Origin of the sequence: Neisseria sp. Ec49-e6-T10 (assembly GCF_051132615.1) — a bacterium.
Lineage (GTDB): Bacteria > Pseudomonadota > Gammaproteobacteria > Burkholderiales > Neisseriaceae.
Genome location: NZ_CP152375.1, coordinates 2190054 through 2209963, shown reverse-complemented (window position 1 = coordinate 2209963; position 19910 = coordinate 2190054). Strand labels below are relative to the sequence as shown.

Annotated in this window: 16 protein-coding genes; 2 read left to right on the top strand and 14 right to left on the bottom strand. The window is 36.6% G+C overall.

Annotated elements, in window-relative coordinates; translation table 11 throughout:
• Positions 1-11 precede the first annotated feature (11 nt).
• From pseC to AADH04_RS11075, 11 genes are all read right to left on the bottom strand, one after another.
• Positions 12-1160, bottom strand: a complete 1149-nt coding sequence (gene pseC, locus AADH04_RS11125; protein ID WP_434777347.1) for a UDP-4-amino-4,6-dideoxy-N-acetyl-beta-L-altrosamine transaminase — start codon at positions 1158-1160, stop codon at positions 12-14.
• A 23-nt stretch (positions 1161-1183) separates the two neighbouring features.
• A complete protein-coding gene (locus AADH04_RS11120) occupies positions 1184-2182 on the bottom strand; it encodes a polysialyltransferase family glycosyltransferase (protein ID WP_434777346.1) in 999 nt (332 codons plus the stop codon).
• A 54-nt stretch (positions 2183-2236) separates the two neighbouring features.
• Positions 2237-3241, bottom strand: a complete 1005-nt coding sequence (gene pseB / locus AADH04_RS11115) for a UDP-N-acetylglucosamine 4,6-dehydratase (inverting) (protein WP_434777345.1) — start codon at positions 3239-3241, stop codon at positions 2237-2239.
• 98 nt (positions 3242-3339) lie between these two features.
• Positions 3340-4506: an FAD-dependent monooxygenase gene (locus tag AADH04_RS11110; protein ID WP_434777344.1), complete on the bottom strand. Its 1167-nt coding sequence runs from the start codon at positions 4504-4506 to the stop codon at positions 3340-3342.
• Positions 4507-4557: 51 nt separating this feature from the next.
• On the bottom strand, positions 4558-5718 hold the full coding sequence (locus tag AADH04_RS11105; protein ID WP_434777343.1) for an FAD-dependent monooxygenase: 1161 nt from the start codon (positions 5716-5718) through the stop codon (positions 4558-4560).
• Positions 5719-5754: 36 nt separating this feature from the next.
• Complete coding sequence (locus AADH04_RS11100) at positions 5755-6246, bottom strand: hypothetical protein (RefSeq protein ID WP_434777342.1); 492 nt, start codon at positions 6244-6246, stop codon at positions 5755-5757.
• 14 nt (positions 6247-6260) lie between these two features.
• Positions 6261-7568 carry an aminopeptidase P N-terminal domain-containing protein gene (locus AADH04_RS11095; protein WP_434777341.1) on the bottom strand — a complete coding sequence of 436 codons (1308 nt, stop codon included), beginning with the start codon at positions 7566-7568 and terminating at the stop codon, positions 6261-6263.
• On the bottom strand, positions 7558-7950 hold the full coding sequence (locus AADH04_RS11090; RefSeq protein WP_434777340.1) for a VanZ family protein: 393 nt from the start codon (positions 7948-7950) through the stop codon (positions 7558-7560). Before AADH04_RS11090 ends, AADH04_RS11095 begins: the two co-directional genes overlap by 11 nt.
• Entirely contained in the window at positions 7943-8164 is a 222-nt protein-coding gene (locus AADH04_RS11085) for a dioxygenase (RefSeq protein WP_434777339.1), read from the bottom strand. Before AADH04_RS11085 ends, AADH04_RS11090 begins: the two co-directional genes overlap by 8 nt.
• Before the next feature lie 101 nt (positions 8165-8265).
• Complete coding sequence (locus AADH04_RS11080) at positions 8266-9030, bottom strand: class I SAM-dependent methyltransferase (protein WP_434777338.1); 765 nt, start codon at positions 9028-9030, stop codon at positions 8266-8268.
• 367 nt (positions 9031-9397) lie between these two features.
• Positions 9398-10309 carry a LysR substrate-binding domain-containing protein gene (locus AADH04_RS11075; protein WP_434777337.1) on the bottom strand — a complete coding sequence of 304 codons (912 nt, stop codon included), beginning with the start codon at positions 10307-10309 and terminating at the stop codon, positions 9398-9400.
• Positions 10310-10441: 132 nt separating this feature from the next.
• On the opposite strand from AADH04_RS11075, the gene AADH04_RS11070 reads away from it, so the two are divergent.
• Positions 10442-11017: a flavodoxin family protein gene (locus tag AADH04_RS11070; protein WP_434777336.1), complete on the top strand. Its 576-nt coding sequence runs from the start codon at positions 10442-10444 to the stop codon at positions 11015-11017.
• An 80-nt stretch (positions 11018-11097) separates the two neighbouring features.
• Here AADH04_RS11070 and AADH04_RS11065 read toward each other — a convergent pair whose 3' ends face one another.
• On the bottom strand, positions 11098-15852 hold the full coding sequence (locus AADH04_RS11065) for an autotransporter outer membrane beta-barrel domain-containing protein (RefSeq protein ID WP_434777335.1): 4755 nt from the start codon (positions 15850-15852) through the stop codon (positions 11098-11100).
• A gap of 647 nt (positions 15853-16499) precedes the next feature.
• On the opposite strand from AADH04_RS11065, the gene AADH04_RS11060 reads away from it, so the two are divergent.
• The gene (locus AADH04_RS11060) at positions 16500-17957 is read left to right on the top strand and encodes a catalase (RefSeq protein WP_434777334.1); all 1458 of its coding nucleotides are present in this window, start codon (positions 16500-16502) and stop codon (positions 17955-17957) included.
• A 117-nt stretch (positions 17958-18074) separates the two neighbouring features.
• On the opposite strand, the gene AADH04_RS11055 is transcribed toward AADH04_RS11060, so the two are convergent.
• Together AADH04_RS11055 and hslO are read right to left on the bottom strand one after the other, a co-directional pair.
• Positions 18075-18620, bottom strand: coding sequence for a hypothetical protein (locus tag AADH04_RS11055; protein WP_434777333.1), 546 nt, complete (start codon positions 18618-18620; stop codon positions 18075-18077).
• A gap of 117 nt (positions 18621-18737) precedes the next feature.
• Positions 18738-19661 (bottom strand): Hsp33 family molecular chaperone HslO, encoded by a 924-nt coding sequence (gene hslO, locus AADH04_RS11050; RefSeq protein ID WP_434779837.1) that lies wholly within the window; start codon positions 19659-19661, stop codon positions 18738-18740.
• Positions 19662-19910: the final 249 nt, after the last annotated feature.

Genomic DNA, 19910 nt, shown 5'->3' with positions numbered 1-19910 from the left:
TTAAAGAAAAATCATTTAATATTTTGGCAAACTTGTTCTATAACATAATTTTGCTCTGTATCACTCAATTGCGCATACAAAGGTAAACTAATGGCTCTTTTATAGTAATTTTCAGCTTCAGGAAAATCTCCCCATTTAAACCCTAACTGTTGATAATAAGGCTGAGTATGAATAGGAATGTAATGTACATTAACACCTATATTAGCTTGACGTAACACATTAAATAAATGTGCACGATCTGTCTGTTCATTGACTAAAATAGGATATAAATGATAACTGGAATATGTCTGGTTATTTTGATATGGTAACTGTAAAGCCACAGATGAAAAAGCCTGATTGTATATTTCAACTTTTTTATGGCGGCTGGCAACATACTGATCTAATCGAGTCAGTTGACTGATACCTAATGCAGCTTGTAATTCAGTCATTCTATAGTTAAAACCCAAATCAACCTGTTGATAAAACCAAGCTCCATGACTTTTTTCTGTCATCAAATTTTCATCGCGAGTGATACCATGACTACGCAATAAATTCATTTTTTGTGCAAGCTTAGGGTCATTTGTTAAAGCGGCTCCCCCTTCAGCAGTCGTAATAATTTTTACTGGATGAAAACTAAATACTGTAATATCGCTATAACGGCAATCTCCCACTGGTAACCCTTGGTATTTAGCCCCAATGGCATGAGATGCATCTTCAATAATTCTAAAACCATATTGCTTAGATAATGCAAAAATAGCCTGCATATCGCATGATTGCCCACACAAATGAACAGGTACCACAATTTTTGGTAAACAATTATTTTTTTGAGCTTCTATTAATTTTTGTTCTAAAGCGACAACAGACATATTATAGGTTTGTGGATCAATATCAACAAAATCGACATGAGCGCCACAATATAATGCGCAATTGCTGGAAGCAACAAAAGAAATAGTGCTCGTCCAAAGAATATCCCCTGCTCCCAATCCTAAAGCTAAGCACGCAATATGCAAAGCAGATGTTGCACTATTAACAGCAAAAGCATAAGAAGCACCAGTATATTGGCATAAATTTTGTTCAAACAAAGGTACTTTTGGCCCTTGAGTTAGAAAATCAGATCGTAATACTTGAACAATTGCCTCAATATCCTCTTGATGGATATCTTGTTTTCCATAAGGAATCATTTGAAACCCTAGCCTTTTAAATTTTAATGAAGTTTGTCTAATAATTGTTCTAAATCCAATTCAGAACCACAATATTTGGCAAATAACGCTTTTTGTGTCTTTGACAAATATAGATTTTCTAAAAAATCACATTTTAATAAATAAGCATCTACACCAAAAATAGCAGATAAGTTAATTAAAGCAGTGCTACAATTTCCAATGACTATATAAGGTTGATCAAATAATAGCTCTAATGGTAACGAATAGTCTTGATCCAATTGAATATTGAGTTTTTCATATTTATCTAACCCCTCTGCTGGATGAGGTCTAAGTTTAATGTAATATCCTTTTTTAATTAGTCCATCAATGATAGACTGTAAAAAATTAATATAAGTATTTTGTTCCACAAAACCTAACTCAACCCATGGTTGCCCTATAAACAAAATCGCTTTTTGTTCACTTTGTTCTAGGCTTTGATAATAGTGATTATGTACCAATATATATTGTTTAATTTCTGGATTAAGCTCTAAGTTTTGATTATATAATTGCCATTGTTCTACTTTAAGAAAAACCTTCTTAAAAAATATACTTAGAATGCCTTTGGTAATTATTTTTCTTATAAAAATAAAAATATTAAATTTTTTCTGTTCTCGTAATGCCACCAAAAACCGAGTCAACAAATTACCAGAAGAACCAATTCCCTCACAAATAATGACATTACGAATTTCTTTATACTGACTAACAAAATCAGAACATAAAATACTTTGAATCGTACAATCAGAAATATGCAAGTAATAAAGTGTCTTATTTTTCTTCTTTTTATTGAAAAAAAAACGAAAACTTAACCTACTATTTTCTTTCAAGTATGACCAATCAGCCCCAAAAAAATCTGTGATATCTTGATCTAATAATCCTTTAAAATTTAAAAACTGCCCTGAAGGCCGAATATAAATTTTTTGTATATCAAATTTCCCCTTCAATTGCGCCAAAAAAGAAGCAATATACAACAAATGGGTCTTGCTAGAAGGTGTATTAATTAACACATCTATTTTCTGAGGCTGTCCATCCATTATCATACAATACGCCTACATCTTTTTCTATTCACTTATGCCTGCTTTTTTATTGACTTCTTTAATCTGTTCAACAGTCAAAAATTGAGCATTATTACCAGAATGATATTCAAATCCTGGTTTTACAGGCTCACCTTTTTCCCCTAAACAATTTTCAACAAAATCATTATTTCTTGCCGTAAACCGGATAGTCGGACGCAATACATAATGATCATCAAACTCTAATGTTAAATGCGAATCATCAGCTGGGCACATAATTTCATGTAATTTTTCACCTGGACGAATCCCAATAATTTTATGAGGTAAATTAGGCGCCATTGCCTTTGCTAAATCGGTAATTTTAACCGAAGGAATTTTAGGCACGAAAATTTCACCGCCGTACATTCTTTCAAAATTCTTCAAGACAAAATCAACACCTTGCTGCAAGGTAATCCAAAATCTTGTCATGTGTTCATCTGTAATAGGTAAAGACTCAGCACCTTCTGCAATCAGTTTTTTGAAAAAGGGCACAACAGAGCCACGGGAGCCAACCACATTACCATAGCGTACAACAGAAAATTGTGTTGTGCCACCAGCCATATTATTAGCAGCAACAAATAATTTATCTGAAGCTAATTTGGTTGCGCCATATAAATTAATGGGATTGGCTGCTTTATCTGTAGATAAAGCAATCACACGATCAACATTATTTTGTAATGAAGCATAAATAACATTCTCAGCACCATATATATTGGTTTTAATACATTCCATTGGATTATATTCTGCTGCGGGTACTTGCTTTAATGCCGCAGCATGAATCACAAAGTCAATGCCATTCATCGCTTGCGTTAAACGTTCTTTGTCTCGCACATCTCCAATAAAATAGCGCATACATGGTTGATCGAACTCTTGTTGCATTTCAAATTGTTTTAATTCGTCGCGAGAGTACACAACAATACGCTTAGGTTGGAAACGACTTAAAATTGTACGCACATATTGTTTACCAAAAGAGCCTGTTCCTCCAGTAATCAAAATACTTTTATTATTAAACATATTTATATTGCCTTAATTAATAAACCAAAATTCTAGAATTGAAATGATATCAAAAATACAGCTGGTACTGCTATCATTATTAATCGCACTTTAAAGCATCACCAACCCATAGCCTGTTTAATCAACTGTTTTTTTATTAATTGGCTTTTATTCACCAATCTCAGCCCTGTATTTCTTACCCATGAAATTCCAGGTAAATGACGAGCTTCAAACAACTTAAATAAACCATCACAACCTAACTGCATTAAGCGCACAGGTTCAACCCGTGTTAAAGCATAACGTTTCAATAATGACAATTGACCAATGTCCTTTTGCCCTTTTAATAATGCACTTAAAGCGATCACATCACCAAAACCTAAATTCACCCCTTGTCCAGCTAAAGGATGAATTGTATGTGCAGCATCCCCAATCAGCACCACGCGATGAGCATAGGTCGTTTGTGGCCGAATTAATCTTAATTCAAAAGCATGAGCAGAAGTAATCACCTCTAACTGACCCAACGTGTGATGCCCACGCGCAGCTACTGTATTGGCTAAAGCTGCTTCATCCATATCCAATAATCTTTGAGGCTCTCTGGTAGACCAAACCATAGACATCCGTTTATTGGGTAAGGGTAAATAAGCCAAAATTTCACCATCTTCAAACCATTGATAAGCAACCCCTTGATGATCTAATTGACATTCAAAATTCGCTACTACGCCATGATGGAAATAATGATCTACTTTAATATCAATATTTAATTCTCTTCGTACCCAAGAATTCGCACCATCTGCACCGACAACCAGTTTTGCTTCAATTTTTTGTTCATTTTCTAAGGTTACAATAGCTTTATCAGGGTATGTCGCAATCTCTTTTGCTCTTTGCCCTTGAATAATAGGGACATTATGTTGTGCTAATTGTGCCCAAATTGATGCAAGCAAGTATCGATTTTCAATAATAGTGGCTAATCGATCAGTCTTAAACTGATCTGCTTCAAATGTTATATACCCACCAGCATCGGCTTTAACATCCATCCCCATCACGGCCTGAGCTCTATCAGCCAAGGGCGGCCAAGCCCCTAAACTTTCCAAGAAAACTTGATTTGCTGGGCTAATAGCATAAATACGAGGATCCCACCCCTTATGTAAGCTCACTGAGTCAATTTTAGGTTGTCCAAGCTCTAATAAAATAACTTTTTTACCCAACAAATGTAATGAAAGTGCTGTTGCCGCACCAACTAAGCCGCCACCAACTATTACAGCATCTACTTCTAAATAGTGATTCATTTATGACCCTTTAAACCAACAAAACCTGATTTTTTAGACACAATTATTTAATTACTTTACACCAAAGACCAAATGTTCCGTAAATTTCTTCCTCAACCACGGAAGGGTATTGAGCATATTCAAAACGACAGAACGACCTTGTTGCAACACCGTATGTTCCTGATCAAACAATGTCACCAAAGCGTGGGTAAAACCCACAATACTATGGGCATCTACTCTACGTGTAGCAGCATATTTTTTCCCTAAAGTATTGTCGACTTGTTCTGTCGCAAAAACCTGTACCAAAGCCATGGCATCGCGCAGTCCTAAATTTAACCCTTGTGCAGCGACTGGATGCATGGTTTGGGCAGCATTGCCGATACAAATCACCCGACCAGAATAGACTTGATTCAATTGTTTTAAATATAGAGGAAATACAGCAATATTGTTTATGTGTTCAATTTTACCTAAACGTGCACCAAAAGCATCGTTCAATTGCGCTTTAAAATTTTCGATTGATCCATTTTTTAATGCTTGTGCATCATCTGGTGTTCTGGTCCAAACTAAACGGCAAGTTTTGTCTGATTGATAAGGTAACAATGCCAATGGCCCTTTTACGGCAAACCGCTCAAATGCACATTGTTGATGTTTTTGTTCAAAGGTAACGCTGGCTACTACAGCACTTTGTTGATAATCAAAGACTCTTCTTTTTAAATTAGGTAAATTCTGTGTCAGCGCCCCACCCTCAGCAAGAATGGTGTAATCTGCTGTTATTTCATAAGAAGCTGTTGTATTTTCTAAAGTAAGAACCGATAAATTTTGGGTGGTTTGTAAAGCTTTTACTTTTGTTTCCCACAATACCGCAATATTTTGATTCATTAATGCTTGATCAGATGCATTAATAACTTTGGCGTAATCAATCACGGCACCAAGATAAGGTAAAGATAAATCAGTCTGTTTCAATAAAGTGCACCCAAATTGGTTTTGGGCGGAAACATGTACCGTTTGAATAACATTTAAATCATGTTCGACAAATTCTATACCAGCATCAGCCAAACCTTGTAAACTTGCATAAGACAAGGCTAGCGTACGGGCGTCAGGCACAGCAACACATGGTTGACGCGATTCAATCAACAAAACCTGCTTACCTTGCTTATGTAAGTTCAAAGCAACTAAGGCGCCTACTGCACCTGCACCCACAACCACTACTTGAACATGACTTGGAATACTCATTTACGGTTGCCTTTAATTATGCAAACACCTATATTTTTAATGTTTATGGATGATAATCGCTAAATTACCGTCCTGATCAAAATACACAGCCAAAAGTTCACTAAACGCTCCTTGCTCCACACCATAAGATAAACAAAGAATCAGTTCACCTAACTCTTCTTGTACAGTCAGTGTTATTGCCTTTAACTTTAAATGGTAAAGCAATTGTTCTGTTTCATAGTCTTCAGCATCAACCATACCCTCTTCTGCCAAATACTCTGCATAGCGCTGGAAATAGACTGCACATGCACCTTCATGGTCATCAAAATAGTCTTGTTCTATTTCAACTAAGGCATTTAAGTTTAATTGATCCAGTTGATCCAATAAATTTTCTGCTGAAGTGATTAAATCGGGATAAGCACTCAACTGTTTATCAATTTCTAAAGAACATTCAATCAGTTGATGATTTAACTCAATCTCACCAGAGAAAAAACTATCTTCTTGCTCTGATAAGATTTGAGTTGGAAAAAAAGCGCTGTCTAACTGCATAAAAATCTCTTAAATTATTGGTTTTTCATCAATGCTTCTATTTGAGCCACTGTTTTAGGTACATCCGCAGTGTATACCTCACAAGCAAGCTCTGTTACCACAACATTGTCTTCTATACGCACCCCTATATTGTGAAAAGCTTTTGGTACATCATCTGCTGCACTGATGTATAAACCAGGCTCAACTGTTGTACACATCCCTTTTTGTAATAACAAAGGCTGTCCTTGTTCATCGAATCGTCCACCAACATCGTGAACATCCAAACCAATCCAATGCCCTATACCATGCATATAAAAGCGTTTATAGGCTCCTGACTCAATAGCACCTTCAACTGTTCCTGACAATATCTTTAAATCTATGAGTCCTTGCACCAAAGCTTTTAATGCGATATCCGAAACTGCCTGCCAACTAATATTGGGTTTTATTGCAGCAATTGTGGCTAATTGCGCATTTAAAACAGCTTCATAAACTTCTTTTTGAGCACCTGAAAACACACCATTTACAGGGAAAGTACGGGTAATATCGCCAGCATAACCTTGAAACTCGGCACCTGCATCTATGAGCAGTAAATCTGAGTCTTTCATTAAACTTTGATTATTCACATAATGTAATGTACAGGCATTTTTACCAGAAGCAACAATGCTTTCATATGCTGGATAACGCGCACCATGAGAAACAAAAGTATGAAGTAACTCGGCTTCTACTTGATATTCATATTGATTTGGCTGGGTTTTTTGCATAGCCACAATATGCGCCTTGGCACTAATCGCCCCTGCTTGCTTTAATAAAGACAATTCATACTCATCTTTGATTAAGCGCATTTGATTTAACACCAAACTTAAATCTGTAAATTGCTTCGGTGCATTTATACCTGCCCACATTTGCGCCTTTGCTTTTTGCCAAAGCTGTAAAACTCTCTGATCCTGATCTGGATAAAGTCCTAATAATAAAGAAACTGTATCTGCCCCTTTTAAATAAGACAACAGTTGCTCATCAAACTCATCAATCGGCAAAGCTTTACTGAAAGCAAAAATTTCCTGTGCTGCTTGTGGACCAAAACGAAAACCATCCCATGTTTCTCTTAATTGGTCTTTGTTCCGACAAAATAAAATACTTTGTCCTGTTTTGCCATCTAAAATTAACGCAGACTCCGGTTCATTAAACCCTGTTAAATAATAAAAATAGCTATCCTGTCTATACGCAAAATAAGTATCATTGCTTCTTCTTTGTTCAGGCGCGGCAAATAATACGGCAACACCATTATTTAAATGAGACAGTACGATTTTTCTACGTTTTTGGTAAACATCTGTATTAATATTCATTGACTTTTTGCCTGATTATTTTTTGTTTTAATTGCATCATATAATTTGCCAAACCTAATGCCAATAATGCGCCAAGAATATCTGCTATGGCATCAAATACATCTGCTGTACGTGTGAGCGTAAACATTCCTTGTATGGCTTCTGTTGCTATGGCCCATATAACAGCGATAATCATCAGCCACTTAAATGGTGGTCTTTGTTGTTCAATTAAATATAATTTACTCAATAACCAGAATTGTCCAAAAAATAAACAACAATGGGTAAATTTATCAAATTGAGGAAACGGTGGTGTACTTAAACCATTTGGGATATATAAAAATAAACCATAAACAGTCAGCATAAACCAAAAAATACTGAACAACAAAAACTTATTCTTAGGCATCACTTGCCTCTTCTTCTAACCATTGTTGGCAAAAATGAGCGTATTTCTCAAATTTACCCCCTCTTTTAGCTAAAATATCACGCCACTGACGTACCTCTGCTACAGGAGGAGACTCTGATATTTCACATTCATACAACCAAAATTCTAAGGTAAATTTCACTACCTCTGAACTTTCGTTATACATGATATCTAGAAAGTCATTTCGTTCACTCATTTTTATCTTACCCTTATTGTCAATCTATTTTGTCAGATCCATTAATCAATTAGGAGAATTTTAACACTAAATGTCTTACCCAACAGGAAAGAATCATCTATTCAATTGATTTGACCTATTCGTAATGCCAGCGGCCAATATACTTGCTTTTGTTCATCATGATGTCCCCATATTTGAGTTAATTGTTGTTGAAACTGCTCAATATCTGCATCACCTTGTTGTTCTTTTAAACACTTGATTGCAGACCACGTTGAAATATAGCCAATTAGCTCGTTTAGTGTCCACTTCACTTCAATAGTAAAGCTGGGCGCCTGAATTTCTTGGAAAGGAAAATATAAATTTTGATAACCTGTTTCAACATGTTGCCGCTCTTTTGGCCAATATGGTTGCAATACAGACCAATAAAAATGCTGAATCAACTCATCCACCTGTCCTTCAACATGCAATACTCCGTAAGAAATTAATGCCAAAATAGCTTTTTTCTTCGCCACACGATTAACTTCCTGATAAAAACAAGGTAGATCAAACCAATGAGCCGCTTGTGCAACCGTAATTAAATCAACTGATTGATTGTCTAAACCCGATTGATGCGCAATTGCTGTTTTATATTCCACCCGCTCATTTTTGTGTGCGTGTGCAATTTGCTGTTCACTGGCATCTGTTGCTACTACTTTTTGAAATTCAGAAGCCAGTAATACTGATAACTGCCCTGTCCCGCAACCACAATCTAAGGCTAACTGCCTTTCAGGTGCCAGCTGAGCCAAAAATTGAATTAAAGAGATTGGATAGGTTGGTCTAAATTGGGCATAATTATTTGATGTTTTAGAAAAATGATCTTGAAACACAGCAGAATGGTTGTAAGACATATCCATATACCTAATTTTAAAATAAACAAAGTAAATAGGCTAATACTATCCTCTAATTTGTAAAGGGAAAATCCTAAATTTTTGATAAAATTTCAGAGAAAAACGAGATGCAGATTTATAGTCTACTTTCTGTAACCACTTGCAAAATAGACCAATAAAAGAAGGCAACCCAATAGGTTTATTTCTTCAACTAAAACAAGCACTTAAAATCCACCATTGGTAATTCAAGCCAGCTTGACCTTATCTAATATGGTATTATTATGGTTGAAAAAACATCATTTAAAAATATTTTTGGAAAGAAATCGATAAAAAACCATATAGTTAAGACCAAAAAGCGCAAATATTAAGTTATTTAAAGAAGAGATATCTACTCAATTTTGACCTCCTCATGAGAAAAACCTTGCTCTAAATACATAAGTAATGACTTCATCGCCACTGTTTGGCCTTTTCTAGATGGATACACAGCATGAACCAAACCATTCAAAGCTTTCCATTCAGGTAATACCACAACTAATTTTTTATCTCTAATATCGTCAACCACCATATACTCAGGTAATTTCACAACCGCAACCCCTTCTAAAGCGGCTTGCTTTAAGGTCAATAAATCGTCAGCCATTAAGCGTGGCGTCATCAACAAATGAACCTCTTCACCATTGTTTTGTAAAAGTGACCATTTATAATGGTTAGCACTTTCTGCAATACATGCACAATCAAACCGTGCCAAATCAGATGGCTCTTTAGGCACACCAAAGCGTTTTAAATACTCAGCACTAGCGACAATAATTTGGCGGGTATCAGCTAAAGGTTTTAAAACTAAATCACTATTTTCTAATGGTGGGAAGCGCACACGTAAAGCAATATCAATACCTTCTTCAATTAAGTCTACTCTGCGATTAGTGACTAATAAATGTACCTTTACCTTAGGAAAATCTTTCATAAATTGAGCAATGATTTTCGCTACATGGCTGTGTACCAAATTGACGGGGGAAGAAATTTTAATTAAACCTGATGGTTCTGATTGACGATTTTCAATTGCATGTTGAGCAGCTACTGCATGCTCTACCATAGCCAAGCAATGTTGAAAATACACTTCACCAGATTCGGTTAAAGATAATTTTCTGGTTGATCGATACAATAGTTTTAAACCCAAACGATCTTCCAATTGGCTGATTCGACGGCTTAAAGTAGCTTTGGGTAAATTCAATGCTCTTGCTGCTGCTGAAAACCCACCGTGCTTAATCACAGACACAAAATAATATAAATCATTCAAATTTTCCATAAACCCACCAAATTGTTCCAATTATGGAACAAATAGTATCAAATTTACCAACTTATGCCTATATTATAACGATGATATGATACGTTCCATCTGGTTTGAATCAAACGAACACACATCAATAGGAGATTATTCATGAAAAATATCGCAATTGTTTTTTTTAGTGGTTATGGTCACACAATAAAAGTAGCACAAGCTGTTCAAGCTGGTGCAGAAGGTATCACCAATACAAAAGTTAACAGCATTCAAATAAGTGCAGAAGGTGACATTGATGAACAAGCTTGGGCAACATTAGAGCAAGCCGATGCGATTATTTTTGGTGCACCCACCTATATGGCTGGCGCACCATGGCAATTCAAAAAATTCGCAGATGCTTCATCAAAACCATGGTTTGGGCAAAAATGGAAAAACAAAATTTTTGCAGGCTTTACCAATTCTGCAAGTACAAATGGTGATAAACACGAAACCATCAGTTATCTTATGCACTTGTCGCAACAACATGGTGGCATTTGGGTGGGCTTAGGTCTATTACCCTCTAACACAAAAGCAGCACAAAAAGATGATGTAAATTTTTTAGGTAGCTCTGCTGGATTAATGACGGTTTCACCATCAGACTCTTCTCCAGAAGAAGGGCCAAGCACAGGAAATTTAGAAACAGCGAAATTGTTTGGTGCTCGTGTGGCAGAAATTACCAGCAAATTCTCAATTTAAAAACTCTAAGTAATTAAAAAAATTTATAAAAAAGGCAACCCAATAGGTTGCCTTCTTCGCCTAAAACAACTACTTAAACATTACCACTGATAATTCAAGCCAGCTTGACCTTCATAACGGGTATAGTTATCGCCTCCCCATTGTGCACCTACCTGACCCCATACCTTCCAGTTCTTCGAGATTGTGCCCTGTAATCCTAACTTCGCTTCCGCTCTGTCTTTCGGTACGCCATCTTTTAGCACTTCTCCATTAAAGCTTAGCTCGTTCTTCGCTGTATGATGTAACCAGTTCGCTTCGATAAATGGTTTCGCACTGTAACCTTCTATTGCTCTACCATAAAGTCTCGCTCCTACTCGGGTAATCACATCATCTGCTTTTGAGCCACTGACTTTTAGCTTGTTTCTGTCTTGGTGATCATCTGCACTATAGTTGTTGTAGGTCACTTGAACTTGCGGTGTCAACATGATTTCTGTGTTACCTCGTGTCGCCAAATGCATGCCATAGCCTGCTTCCAATGATACCGCCCAGTTGTTCGAATCGTACTTCTCTTCTTTCTCTGTTGTTTGACCTTGGCCACTGACTTTGTTTTTGTACCAACCATATTGTGCCCAGCTGTCTACATATAAGCCCTTACCCTGCGCTTCATCTGCAAACCATGTGCTATATAAGCCAACACTATAACCCGTTACTTTGCCTTTGGCTGTCGTCCCTGTCTTCTTCGATCTAACATCTGATTCGGTTTGACCATAAGCACCCATTAAACCTAAATGTAGATTCCCTTCTTGCACCTGCCATTTGCCTATGTCGCCACCCAAATGGATCAGGTTGCTGTCGGTGTCTACCTTCATATTGCCATTAACGCTGTCGTTCTTGGTATTGCTGGTTGCGGCTCTTACCCATACAGAGGATTTCTTCTCACTGCCTCCTGCTATATTGTTCGCATGCCCTTGTCTGTCATATAAGGTATGCATAAATAAGGCTGATGCTGCTGTCTGGTTCGCTAGGTACGCTCCTGTAGCTGGGTTAAACAATGGATTATTCTTATCAAACATATTGCTAAGATACCAGTTTTGATCAGCACTGCCTTGGCCTAATACGTATTCGTATAGGCCTGATACCATTGGCTTAGCCAGTTTAAAGCTATTGGCACTGCTTGTGCCTAAGGTTTCTATGACTTTAATCCCTTCACCTTGGGTCTTTTGCCCTGCATCACTTATAACGTTAATCTCTAATGCTGTCGCACCACCTGCCCCTGCTATACTGTCGTCAATAACAAGTATGTCACTTAGACTGTTTACATCGCCTTCATTGAGTACGGTATCCAGTTTTAAGGTACCGCCATCTGAAACAAACAGACCACCACCGTAAGTGCCTGCTGTGGCACCACCACCAATCACTAAGATATCCCCTGCCTGTTTGTTCTCGGTTAAATCTATTGTGCCTCTGTTCTCAAAGGTGTTTAGGTTGAGTAACTGCCCTTGAACGATCCCTGCATTATTGATGCTTAAAGCGCCTGAGGTTATATATTCGTTTGTGGTGTTTACTGTACTCTCGCCTGTCACCGCAGCTAATCGTACAGTACCTGTGAGTTCATTTTTAAATACGTCATTGCCACCGCCAAAGTTTGAAATCGCTACGGCTTTGGTGTCTCTGATTAAGTCGCCATCTGTATCAGCAAAGTTGCGAATATTGAAGCTGTTTGATGAGTAGTTACTAAAGACGGTGTCTTCTGCTCCTGAGGTTACATAACCCGTTAATGTACCATAGTTATTGATGATTAATTTATTGCCTGAAACAGCATTGGTCATTAAAATAACTTGATCATTTATGGAATCAACAATACCATCGTTATTTAATGTATGTGTCGCTGCTGAACCATTACTTGTAAATAACACCCCTGCTAATGAGCCACCATGAACTTGTGCACCTTGTGCAATATTAATCTCGCCTTTACCATTGTTTCTGATCAATAACCCAGCAGTGCCTTCAGATGCATCAACAGTAGCAGTAGAACCCAAATTGATCACGCCTTCTGTACCTAAAGTAGCAAGATCTTTATCCCAAACGGCAATGCCAATGTTTCTGCCACCACCTGTAGCTGTATTGTCTTTGCCAACAACTTTAATCACACCATCGTTATAATTAACATTAACTTTACCTGCACCACTATAAGCCTCAATACCATGGTTATTTGTTGTGATTGTTGCAACAGCTTGAGCTGTGGTGATATTTCCAGTGGCCCCTATTAAGACATTACCTATATCGGCTCCTGCAAGCATCCCTCTTGAATTTTTAGTTGTAATATCACCTGAGCTTTGAATAGATATATCACCCGTACCCATATGTCTAATCTGAATACCTGCAGCATTGGTACCTTGTGTAAAAAGATCCCCTGTATTGATGATGTTAATATTGCCCGTTCCAGCACTTTGAGCATAAATACCATTTGCATTTTGACCAACAGTATCCATTTGATTTGTATTGAGCACATTAATCTCGCCGCTACCATTATTAAGTGCATAAATTGCACTGGTTGTCACACCTGCACCTGCAGTAGACAGTTCACCATGATTGAAGATATTAATATTACCTGTAGCTGTGGTGCCAACTTGGCGGATATCCATTGCAGCAGCACTCACGCCTAACCCGTCAACACCTAGACCAGTTTTGATTTTAGTGCCATTATTAATAATATTGATGTCACCTTTTGCTGCAGCATACTGATAAGCCATAATACCATTGCTGGTTTCACCACTACCTGCCACGCCATCTAGTACATTAATTTCACCACCATTTGTGGTGATGTTAATATCTAAATCAGACACTTGATTCACATCAGTTGCCCCAGAACCACTACGGACATTGATTCCATCACTTTTACCTGACTTTGCATTGATGATCGCATTTGTTACTTTTATATTAATATCACCCGTTTTTGCTGTTGTATATGCCTGAATCGCGGTAGCATTATAACCAGTTGTATCAATAGTTCCACCAGTATGAGTAATATCAATACCACCACTATCTGCACCCACATTATCAATTATGGCATAAATACCATGCCCATATGTGCTAATAGGTGTATCACCCGTATCAGTGATGATATCACCTGTATTATTAATGGTAATTTTACCAGAAGAGCTTGTATTGGTATTCATCACTGCATATATACCAGTGGAATTTGCACCATTAACAGAAATAGCACCACTATTTCCTATATTAATATTTTTATCGCCATCACTCACAACATTAATGGCATGTGAAGCGCTTCCATTTGTTGTAATAAGACCAGTATTGGTTAATGATACCTTACTAGAAGTTTCAACACTGATCCCATGTGCCTTATTACCTAAAGTGGTTATCTCACCTGCAAATTGACCAATAACAGAATCAACTTGGTTTTTTGTATTAACCCAAACGCCATGTGCTTCATCACCTTGGGTTTTAATGTTACCTGTCACACCAACGACAACTTTACCGGCAGAAGCTGATATTGCGCCATCTGTACCAGTAAGACCTGTACTGATTTCTATACCATAAGCTTTAGCACCCGCGGTGGTGATCAATTGACCTAGATGATTAACGGTTATATCACCAGAACCTAATTGACGAGCAAGAATACCCCGATTACCACTAGCACCCGCTGTTCCAGTTGTTTCAATAGTATTGCCTTTAAAAGTGATGTCTACATTACCTGTTGCACCTGAGTGGGTAATTGCACCATAAATACCTTCGGCTAAAGAGTCACCATTGGTTTTAATATTACCCTCTGCTGTTACAATAATATTGCCACTACTGGCAATACCACCTTCACTTTCACTACCTAAATAGGCATGGATACCTTCAGCTTGTCTACCATTGGTTTCAATTTTGCTATTAGCCCCAGTTGTGATAATGATATCACCTGTAGTAGCTGCTTGATTTTGATCGCCCCTAATTCCTGCTGAATCCTCTCCTTGCGTTGTAATAGTCGCATCACTCACAATAACTGTATTTTGACCATTGCCTTTTGCATAAATACCATTTGCTTTTGAACCAGAAGTGATTAAAGTCGTATCCAAGTCAACATTCACTGAAGCTTCTTTACCAATAGAAGCTATTGCATTACTACCATCACCCGTTGTTTCTATGGTATTTTTTCCTGATAAAACAACTGAAGCTTGCCCATTATTCGCTGTGGCATCAATGCCACTTCTACTGCCTGTTACTTTTATTAAATTATTGCCACCAGTCATCGTGATTAGGGCATTTTTACCTTTTGTCGCCAACGCATGTAAACCGTTGCCGTCGACCTCAATACGAACATTCCCTGTTACTTCAATCTTTGCATTCCCTGAACCAGTTGCATGCGTTACCAATCCCGAAGATTCTTTAATAGGATTAGTAACAGTTTTAATGACACTGTTACGGATAGAAATTGAGGTATCATTAGCATCAACAGTGGCAAGATGAATCAATCCATTAACTGTGCTTGTTCCATTGACTGTAACATTATCTCCATTAAATTCTACTGATCCAGATTGCGCATTAACATATAAGTGCCCACCATTTAAATTCCAATTATTTGCAGTGACAACAGTGGATGTCCCATTAACAGGAAAACTCTGACTCCCAACTGCAAAATTATCTGTTCCTGAACAATTTAGTTTATCAGTACCTGTGGCCACACACTCTGCTAACACTACTGTTGAACCTAACATCAACCCTGCTGTAGCTGCTAATGCTGTTATTTTTTCCATTGTTCGAGAAGATTTTTTTCTCCCCTTCGCTAATTCAGATGTTACCACCCAACCACCAGTTAACTGGCTAAAAACGACTCTATATACTTTATTCATTAAAAATCTTTCCAAACAAATAAAATTAATTAATTTCACAAATCAATTTTATTTAAAAATAAATCGATAAAATAAATCAAAAACAATACTTTTATTTTCTTAATGACCGTTATTATAGTTTAACCAAATTTAAAATATTATCTTTTTTAAGATAAAAATTAATTTAGTTATTAAAAAACATAAACTATACAACACTAATTTTTTTTAAAACTATTTTAATATCGTTATTAAAAATTTGAGTCTGCTTGAATTTACTTGAAGCATAGGACAAAAATAATGAAATAAAAATGCAAACAATTCAAAAGAAATAAAACTATTTATGTTCATATAACAAAACATCACCACACATTCTCAATTTAAAAAATCTAACAATTAAAAAGCAAAAAATATAGATTTGCTTACCATATACAATTTAATTAAAATGGTTCTCGTCTTAAAAAAAGAACTATCTTTTTATCTAAAAATAAAAAATATTTTATAAAAATCATAAATAAGAAAAAATAATTACATAAAAAGAATACACCATTTAAATTATAATTAATTTTTTTTATTGATATTCGAAAAATAATTAACTTTTTAAAATTAGATTTTTATTGCATAATCGTCTCATATTTTAAATTCTCGTCAACAACACAGGGAGACAAACCATGTCCGACAAAACAACATTAACCACAGCTGGCGGTGCACCTATTGCAGATAACCAGAATTCTCGCACTGCAGGGGAAAGAGGCCCTGTTCTACTAGATGATTTCCATCTGGTCGAAAAACTGGCTCATTTTAACCGTGAAAACATCCCAGAGCGTCGTGTACACGCTAAAGGTTCTGGCGCACACGGCACATTCACCGTGACTCAAGATATTACGCAGTACACAAAAGCCAAACTATTCAGCGAAATTGGCAAACAAACACCTCTTTTTACCCGTTTCTCTACTGTAGGCGGTGAGCGTGGTTCGGCTGACACAGCACGTGACCCTCGTGGTTTCGCTGTAAAATTTTATACCGAAGAAGGAAATTGGGATTTAGTTGGTAACAATACACCTGTATTTTTTATTCGTGATGCACTAAAATTTCCTGATTTTATTCATACTCAAAAACGTAATCCCCATACGAACCTAAAAGATCCTCAAATGGTATGGGATTTTTGGTCTCACTCACCAGAAGCATTACATCAAATCACCATTTTATTTTCTGATCGTGGTATTCCCGATGGCTATCGCTTTATGCATGGGTTTGGTAGCCATACTTATAGCATGATCAATAGCGACGGTATTCGTCATTGGGTTAAATGGCACTTTAAAACCATGCAGGGCATTAAAAATCTTCATCCAACAGAAGCAGAACGCTTAGCAGGTGAAAATCCTGACCATGCACAACAAGACCTATTTAACGCAATTGAAAAGGGAGATTTCCCAAAATGGCGTGTATGCATTCAAGTCATGACAGAAGAGCAAGCACAAAAACACCCGCAAAACCCATTTGACGTGACAAAAGTTTGGTCACAAAAACAATACCCATTAATTGAAGTGGGGATTATGGAATTAAATCGTAATCCAGAAAATTACTTTGCTGAAGTAGAACAGGCTGCTTTTGCGCCAAGTAACCTGGTTCCTGGTTTAGGTTTATCACCAGACAGAATGCTACAAGGCCGCGTTTTTGCTTATGCAGATGCACAACGTTATCGTGTAGGGACAAACCATCATCAATTACCTATTAATGCACCTAAATGTCCTTACCATAACTATCAACGTGATGGTGCTATGCGTTTTGATGGCAATAATGGTTCGGCACCAAATTATGAGCCAAATAGTTACAGTAACGCCCCAAAACAAGATGCTGCCTATGCAGAACCACCATTAACAATATCGGGTAATGCAGATCGTTATAATCATCGCTTGGATGAAGACTATTTTAATCAAGCTGGGGATTTATTCCGCTTAATGAATGATGAACAAAAATCTTTATTGATCAATAATATTGCCAGTGGTATGCAAACTGTCACTAAAGATGTTGTGCTTCGCCAACTTGGCTACTTTATAAAAGCAGACAAAGCATATGGAGAAGGTATTGCTAAAGTATTAAACATTAATCCTTCTGAAATCCAATAATATACTGGATAAGGAAAAAGCCACAGTAAGTTTACTGTGGCTTTTTATTACCCTATTTGCTTATTTTAAATGATAAATATTATATATTTATCATTTATATTTTCATACAATTATATATTATTTTATATCTTTCATCTTGGCTATTGCCGTTATCCATAATGATTCGTTCTTATCTATCGTTTCCTGCCACTTTTTATATGCTGCTGTTTCGTGGCCTTCATATACTCTATAGGAGAACTGATACGTTACAACATGGTTATTTCTCATTAATACTCTGTAGATATTGTATTCTGAAATATTGCCCGCATTAATAATCAAGCTCACTATTGTTTCAGTGTCAGCTTTGTTTTCAAAAACTTCTCTTGGTATAATTTTATAAGGCACACTGGGATTATTAACCAGCAATCCAACAAATTTTTTTCTATCCTTAACATTTGGATATTCGAATATAGAAAACATTTTTTCGAATTTCTCTAATGTTTCACCTTTTATCAGGTATTCTGTCACTTTATCAGAAGTCGTCCCATTTCCAGCCTGATAAATCTGTTTATATACCTCGCCACCAAACTTAATTTGTGAAGGTACGTTTACTTCTGCAAACACTGTCATACACAAAAAAGACAAACCAAACAAAAGAATCACTTTTTTAAATTTATTTTCCATTTTTACTTCCTAGATTATTCCAATATATAATTTCTTAATAAAATCCAAATGCCCTACATACAATATGTAGGGCATTTGGATTTTATTTATATAGTATACAGCAAAATATTACTTACTTTAATGAGTAATATTCTCCTGACCTTTCTCGTGTGCTTCTTGCACAGCTTGAACAACGTTCATACCAAAAATATCTGATGCATCCTCTTCATCAAATACATATTGCTTTTGACAAAAATCACAAGCCACTTCAATACTACCTTGTTCTAAAATGGTTAGTCCAACTTCCTGACCACCTAGTAACTTCAGCATGTCACTGACTTTCTCATGTGAGCAAGTACAGGCAAACTCAAACTGTTCTGCCTCAAAAACCCTGACTTGATGTTCATGAAACAATCGATGCAAAATAGTTTGTGCATCTAAAATCAATAATTCTTGTGTAGTTAATGTTTGGCTAAGTAAAGACAAGGTTTGCCATTTTTCTTCATTTTCCTCACTGTACTGAGGTTCAGGTAATTTTTGTAATAATAAACCAGTTGCGGATTGCTCATCACAAGCCAGTTTGATATGTGTAGAAAGCTGCTCTGACTGGGTCATATAGTTCATCAACATTTGTGCGATACTTTGCCCAGAAATAGCCACAATACCTTGCCATGCTTCACCTTGAGTAGGTTGTAAAGTCATGACAAACTGTCCTGCTGAACCAACCAGATCCTGCAATGAGGCTGTATCTGGGAGTGATGATATTAAATCATCTTGCCAACGTGCCGTTGCTCGACAAGTTAAATGAGTATTGACTTCAACAACTAATAATTTTAATGCGCCTTGTCCTTGTACTTGAAGAATAAGGCTACCATCAAACTTTAAATTACTGGATAGCAACACACCAGCAGCAAGCAACTCACCCAAAACCTGTTCTATTACATTTGGGTAATTTTTTTGATTTTTAATTTCTTGCCAAACATGATCAAGCTTAACGTGTACCCCACGCACAGGCACATCATCAAACAAAAAACGTAAGCGAGAAGATAATTGATTATTCATCATCTATTCTTTAACCCTTCATTATGTATTGACTATATATATGGGCAAACCGCTATTTTTCCAGTACCTGTCAAAAGCCAGGAATGACTTACCTGAACCCGACATCCCCCCAACGAGTTTTTCACGAAAAATAGGAATAACCGTATTAATATTTTTAAGATTATCAGTAATGGGCATTACGAATCTCAATATATTTTATTGACATAAACATCTTCTTAATCGACTTTAAAATAAACAGTTTTGGACAAG

What these genes read in the sequence shown, in the direction of transcription:
- AADH04_RS11060 (WP_434777334.1), top strand. Translation starts at nt 16,500, where the DNA reads ATGTCCGACAAAACAACATTAACCACAGCTGGCGGTGCACCTATTGCA.
- AADH04_RS11095 (WP_434777341.1), bottom strand. Translation starts at nt 7,568, where the DNA reads ATGAATATTAATACAGATGTTTACCAAAAACGTAGAAAAATCGTACTG.
- AADH04_RS11085 (WP_434777339.1), bottom strand. Translation starts at nt 8,164, where the DNA reads ATGAGTGAACGAAATGACTTTCTAGATATCATGTATAACGAAAGTTCA.
- pseC (WP_434777347.1), bottom strand. Translation starts at nt 1,160, where the DNA reads ATGATTCCTTATGGAAAACAAGATATCCATCAAGAGGATATTGAGGCA.
- pseB (WP_434777345.1), bottom strand. Translation starts at nt 3,241, where the DNA reads ATGTTTAATAATAAAAGTATTTTGATTACTGGAGGAACAGGCTCTTTT.
- AADH04_RS11070 (WP_434777336.1), top strand. Translation starts at nt 10,442, where the DNA reads ATGAAAAATATCGCAATTGTTTTTTTTAGTGGTTATGGTCACACAATA.
- AADH04_RS11075 (WP_434777337.1), bottom strand. Translation starts at nt 10,309, where the DNA reads ATGGAAAATTTGAATGATTTATATTATTTTGTGTCTGTGATTAAGCAC.
- hslO (WP_434779837.1), bottom strand. Translation starts at nt 19,661, where the DNA reads ATGAATAATCAATTATCTTCTCGCTTACGTTTTTTGTTTGATGATGTG.
- AADH04_RS11090 (WP_434777340.1), bottom strand. Translation starts at nt 7,950, where the DNA reads ATGCCTAAGAATAAGTTTTTGTTGTTCAGTATTTTTTGGTTTATGCTG.
- AADH04_RS11105 (WP_434777343.1), bottom strand. Translation starts at nt 5,718, where the DNA reads ATGAGTATTCCAAGTCATGTTCAAGTAGTGGTTGTGGGTGCAGGTGCA.
- AADH04_RS11100 (WP_434777342.1), bottom strand. Translation starts at nt 6,246, where the DNA reads ATGCAGTTAGACAGCGCTTTTTTTCCAACTCAAATCTTATCAGAGCAA.
- AADH04_RS11080 (WP_434777338.1), bottom strand. Translation starts at nt 9,030, where the DNA reads ATGTCTTACAACCATTCTGCTGTGTTTCAAGATCATTTTTCTAAAACA.
- AADH04_RS11055 (WP_434777333.1), bottom strand. Translation starts at nt 18,620, where the DNA reads ATGGAAAATAAATTTAAAAAAGTGATTCTTTTGTTTGGTTTGTCTTTT.
- AADH04_RS11110 (WP_434777344.1), bottom strand. Translation starts at nt 4,506, where the DNA reads ATGAATCACTATTTAGAAGTAGATGCTGTAATAGTTGGTGGCGGCTTA.
- AADH04_RS11065 (WP_434777335.1), bottom strand. Translation starts at nt 15,852, where the DNA reads ATGAATAAAGTATATAGAGTCGTTTTTAGCCAGTTAACTGGTGGTTGG.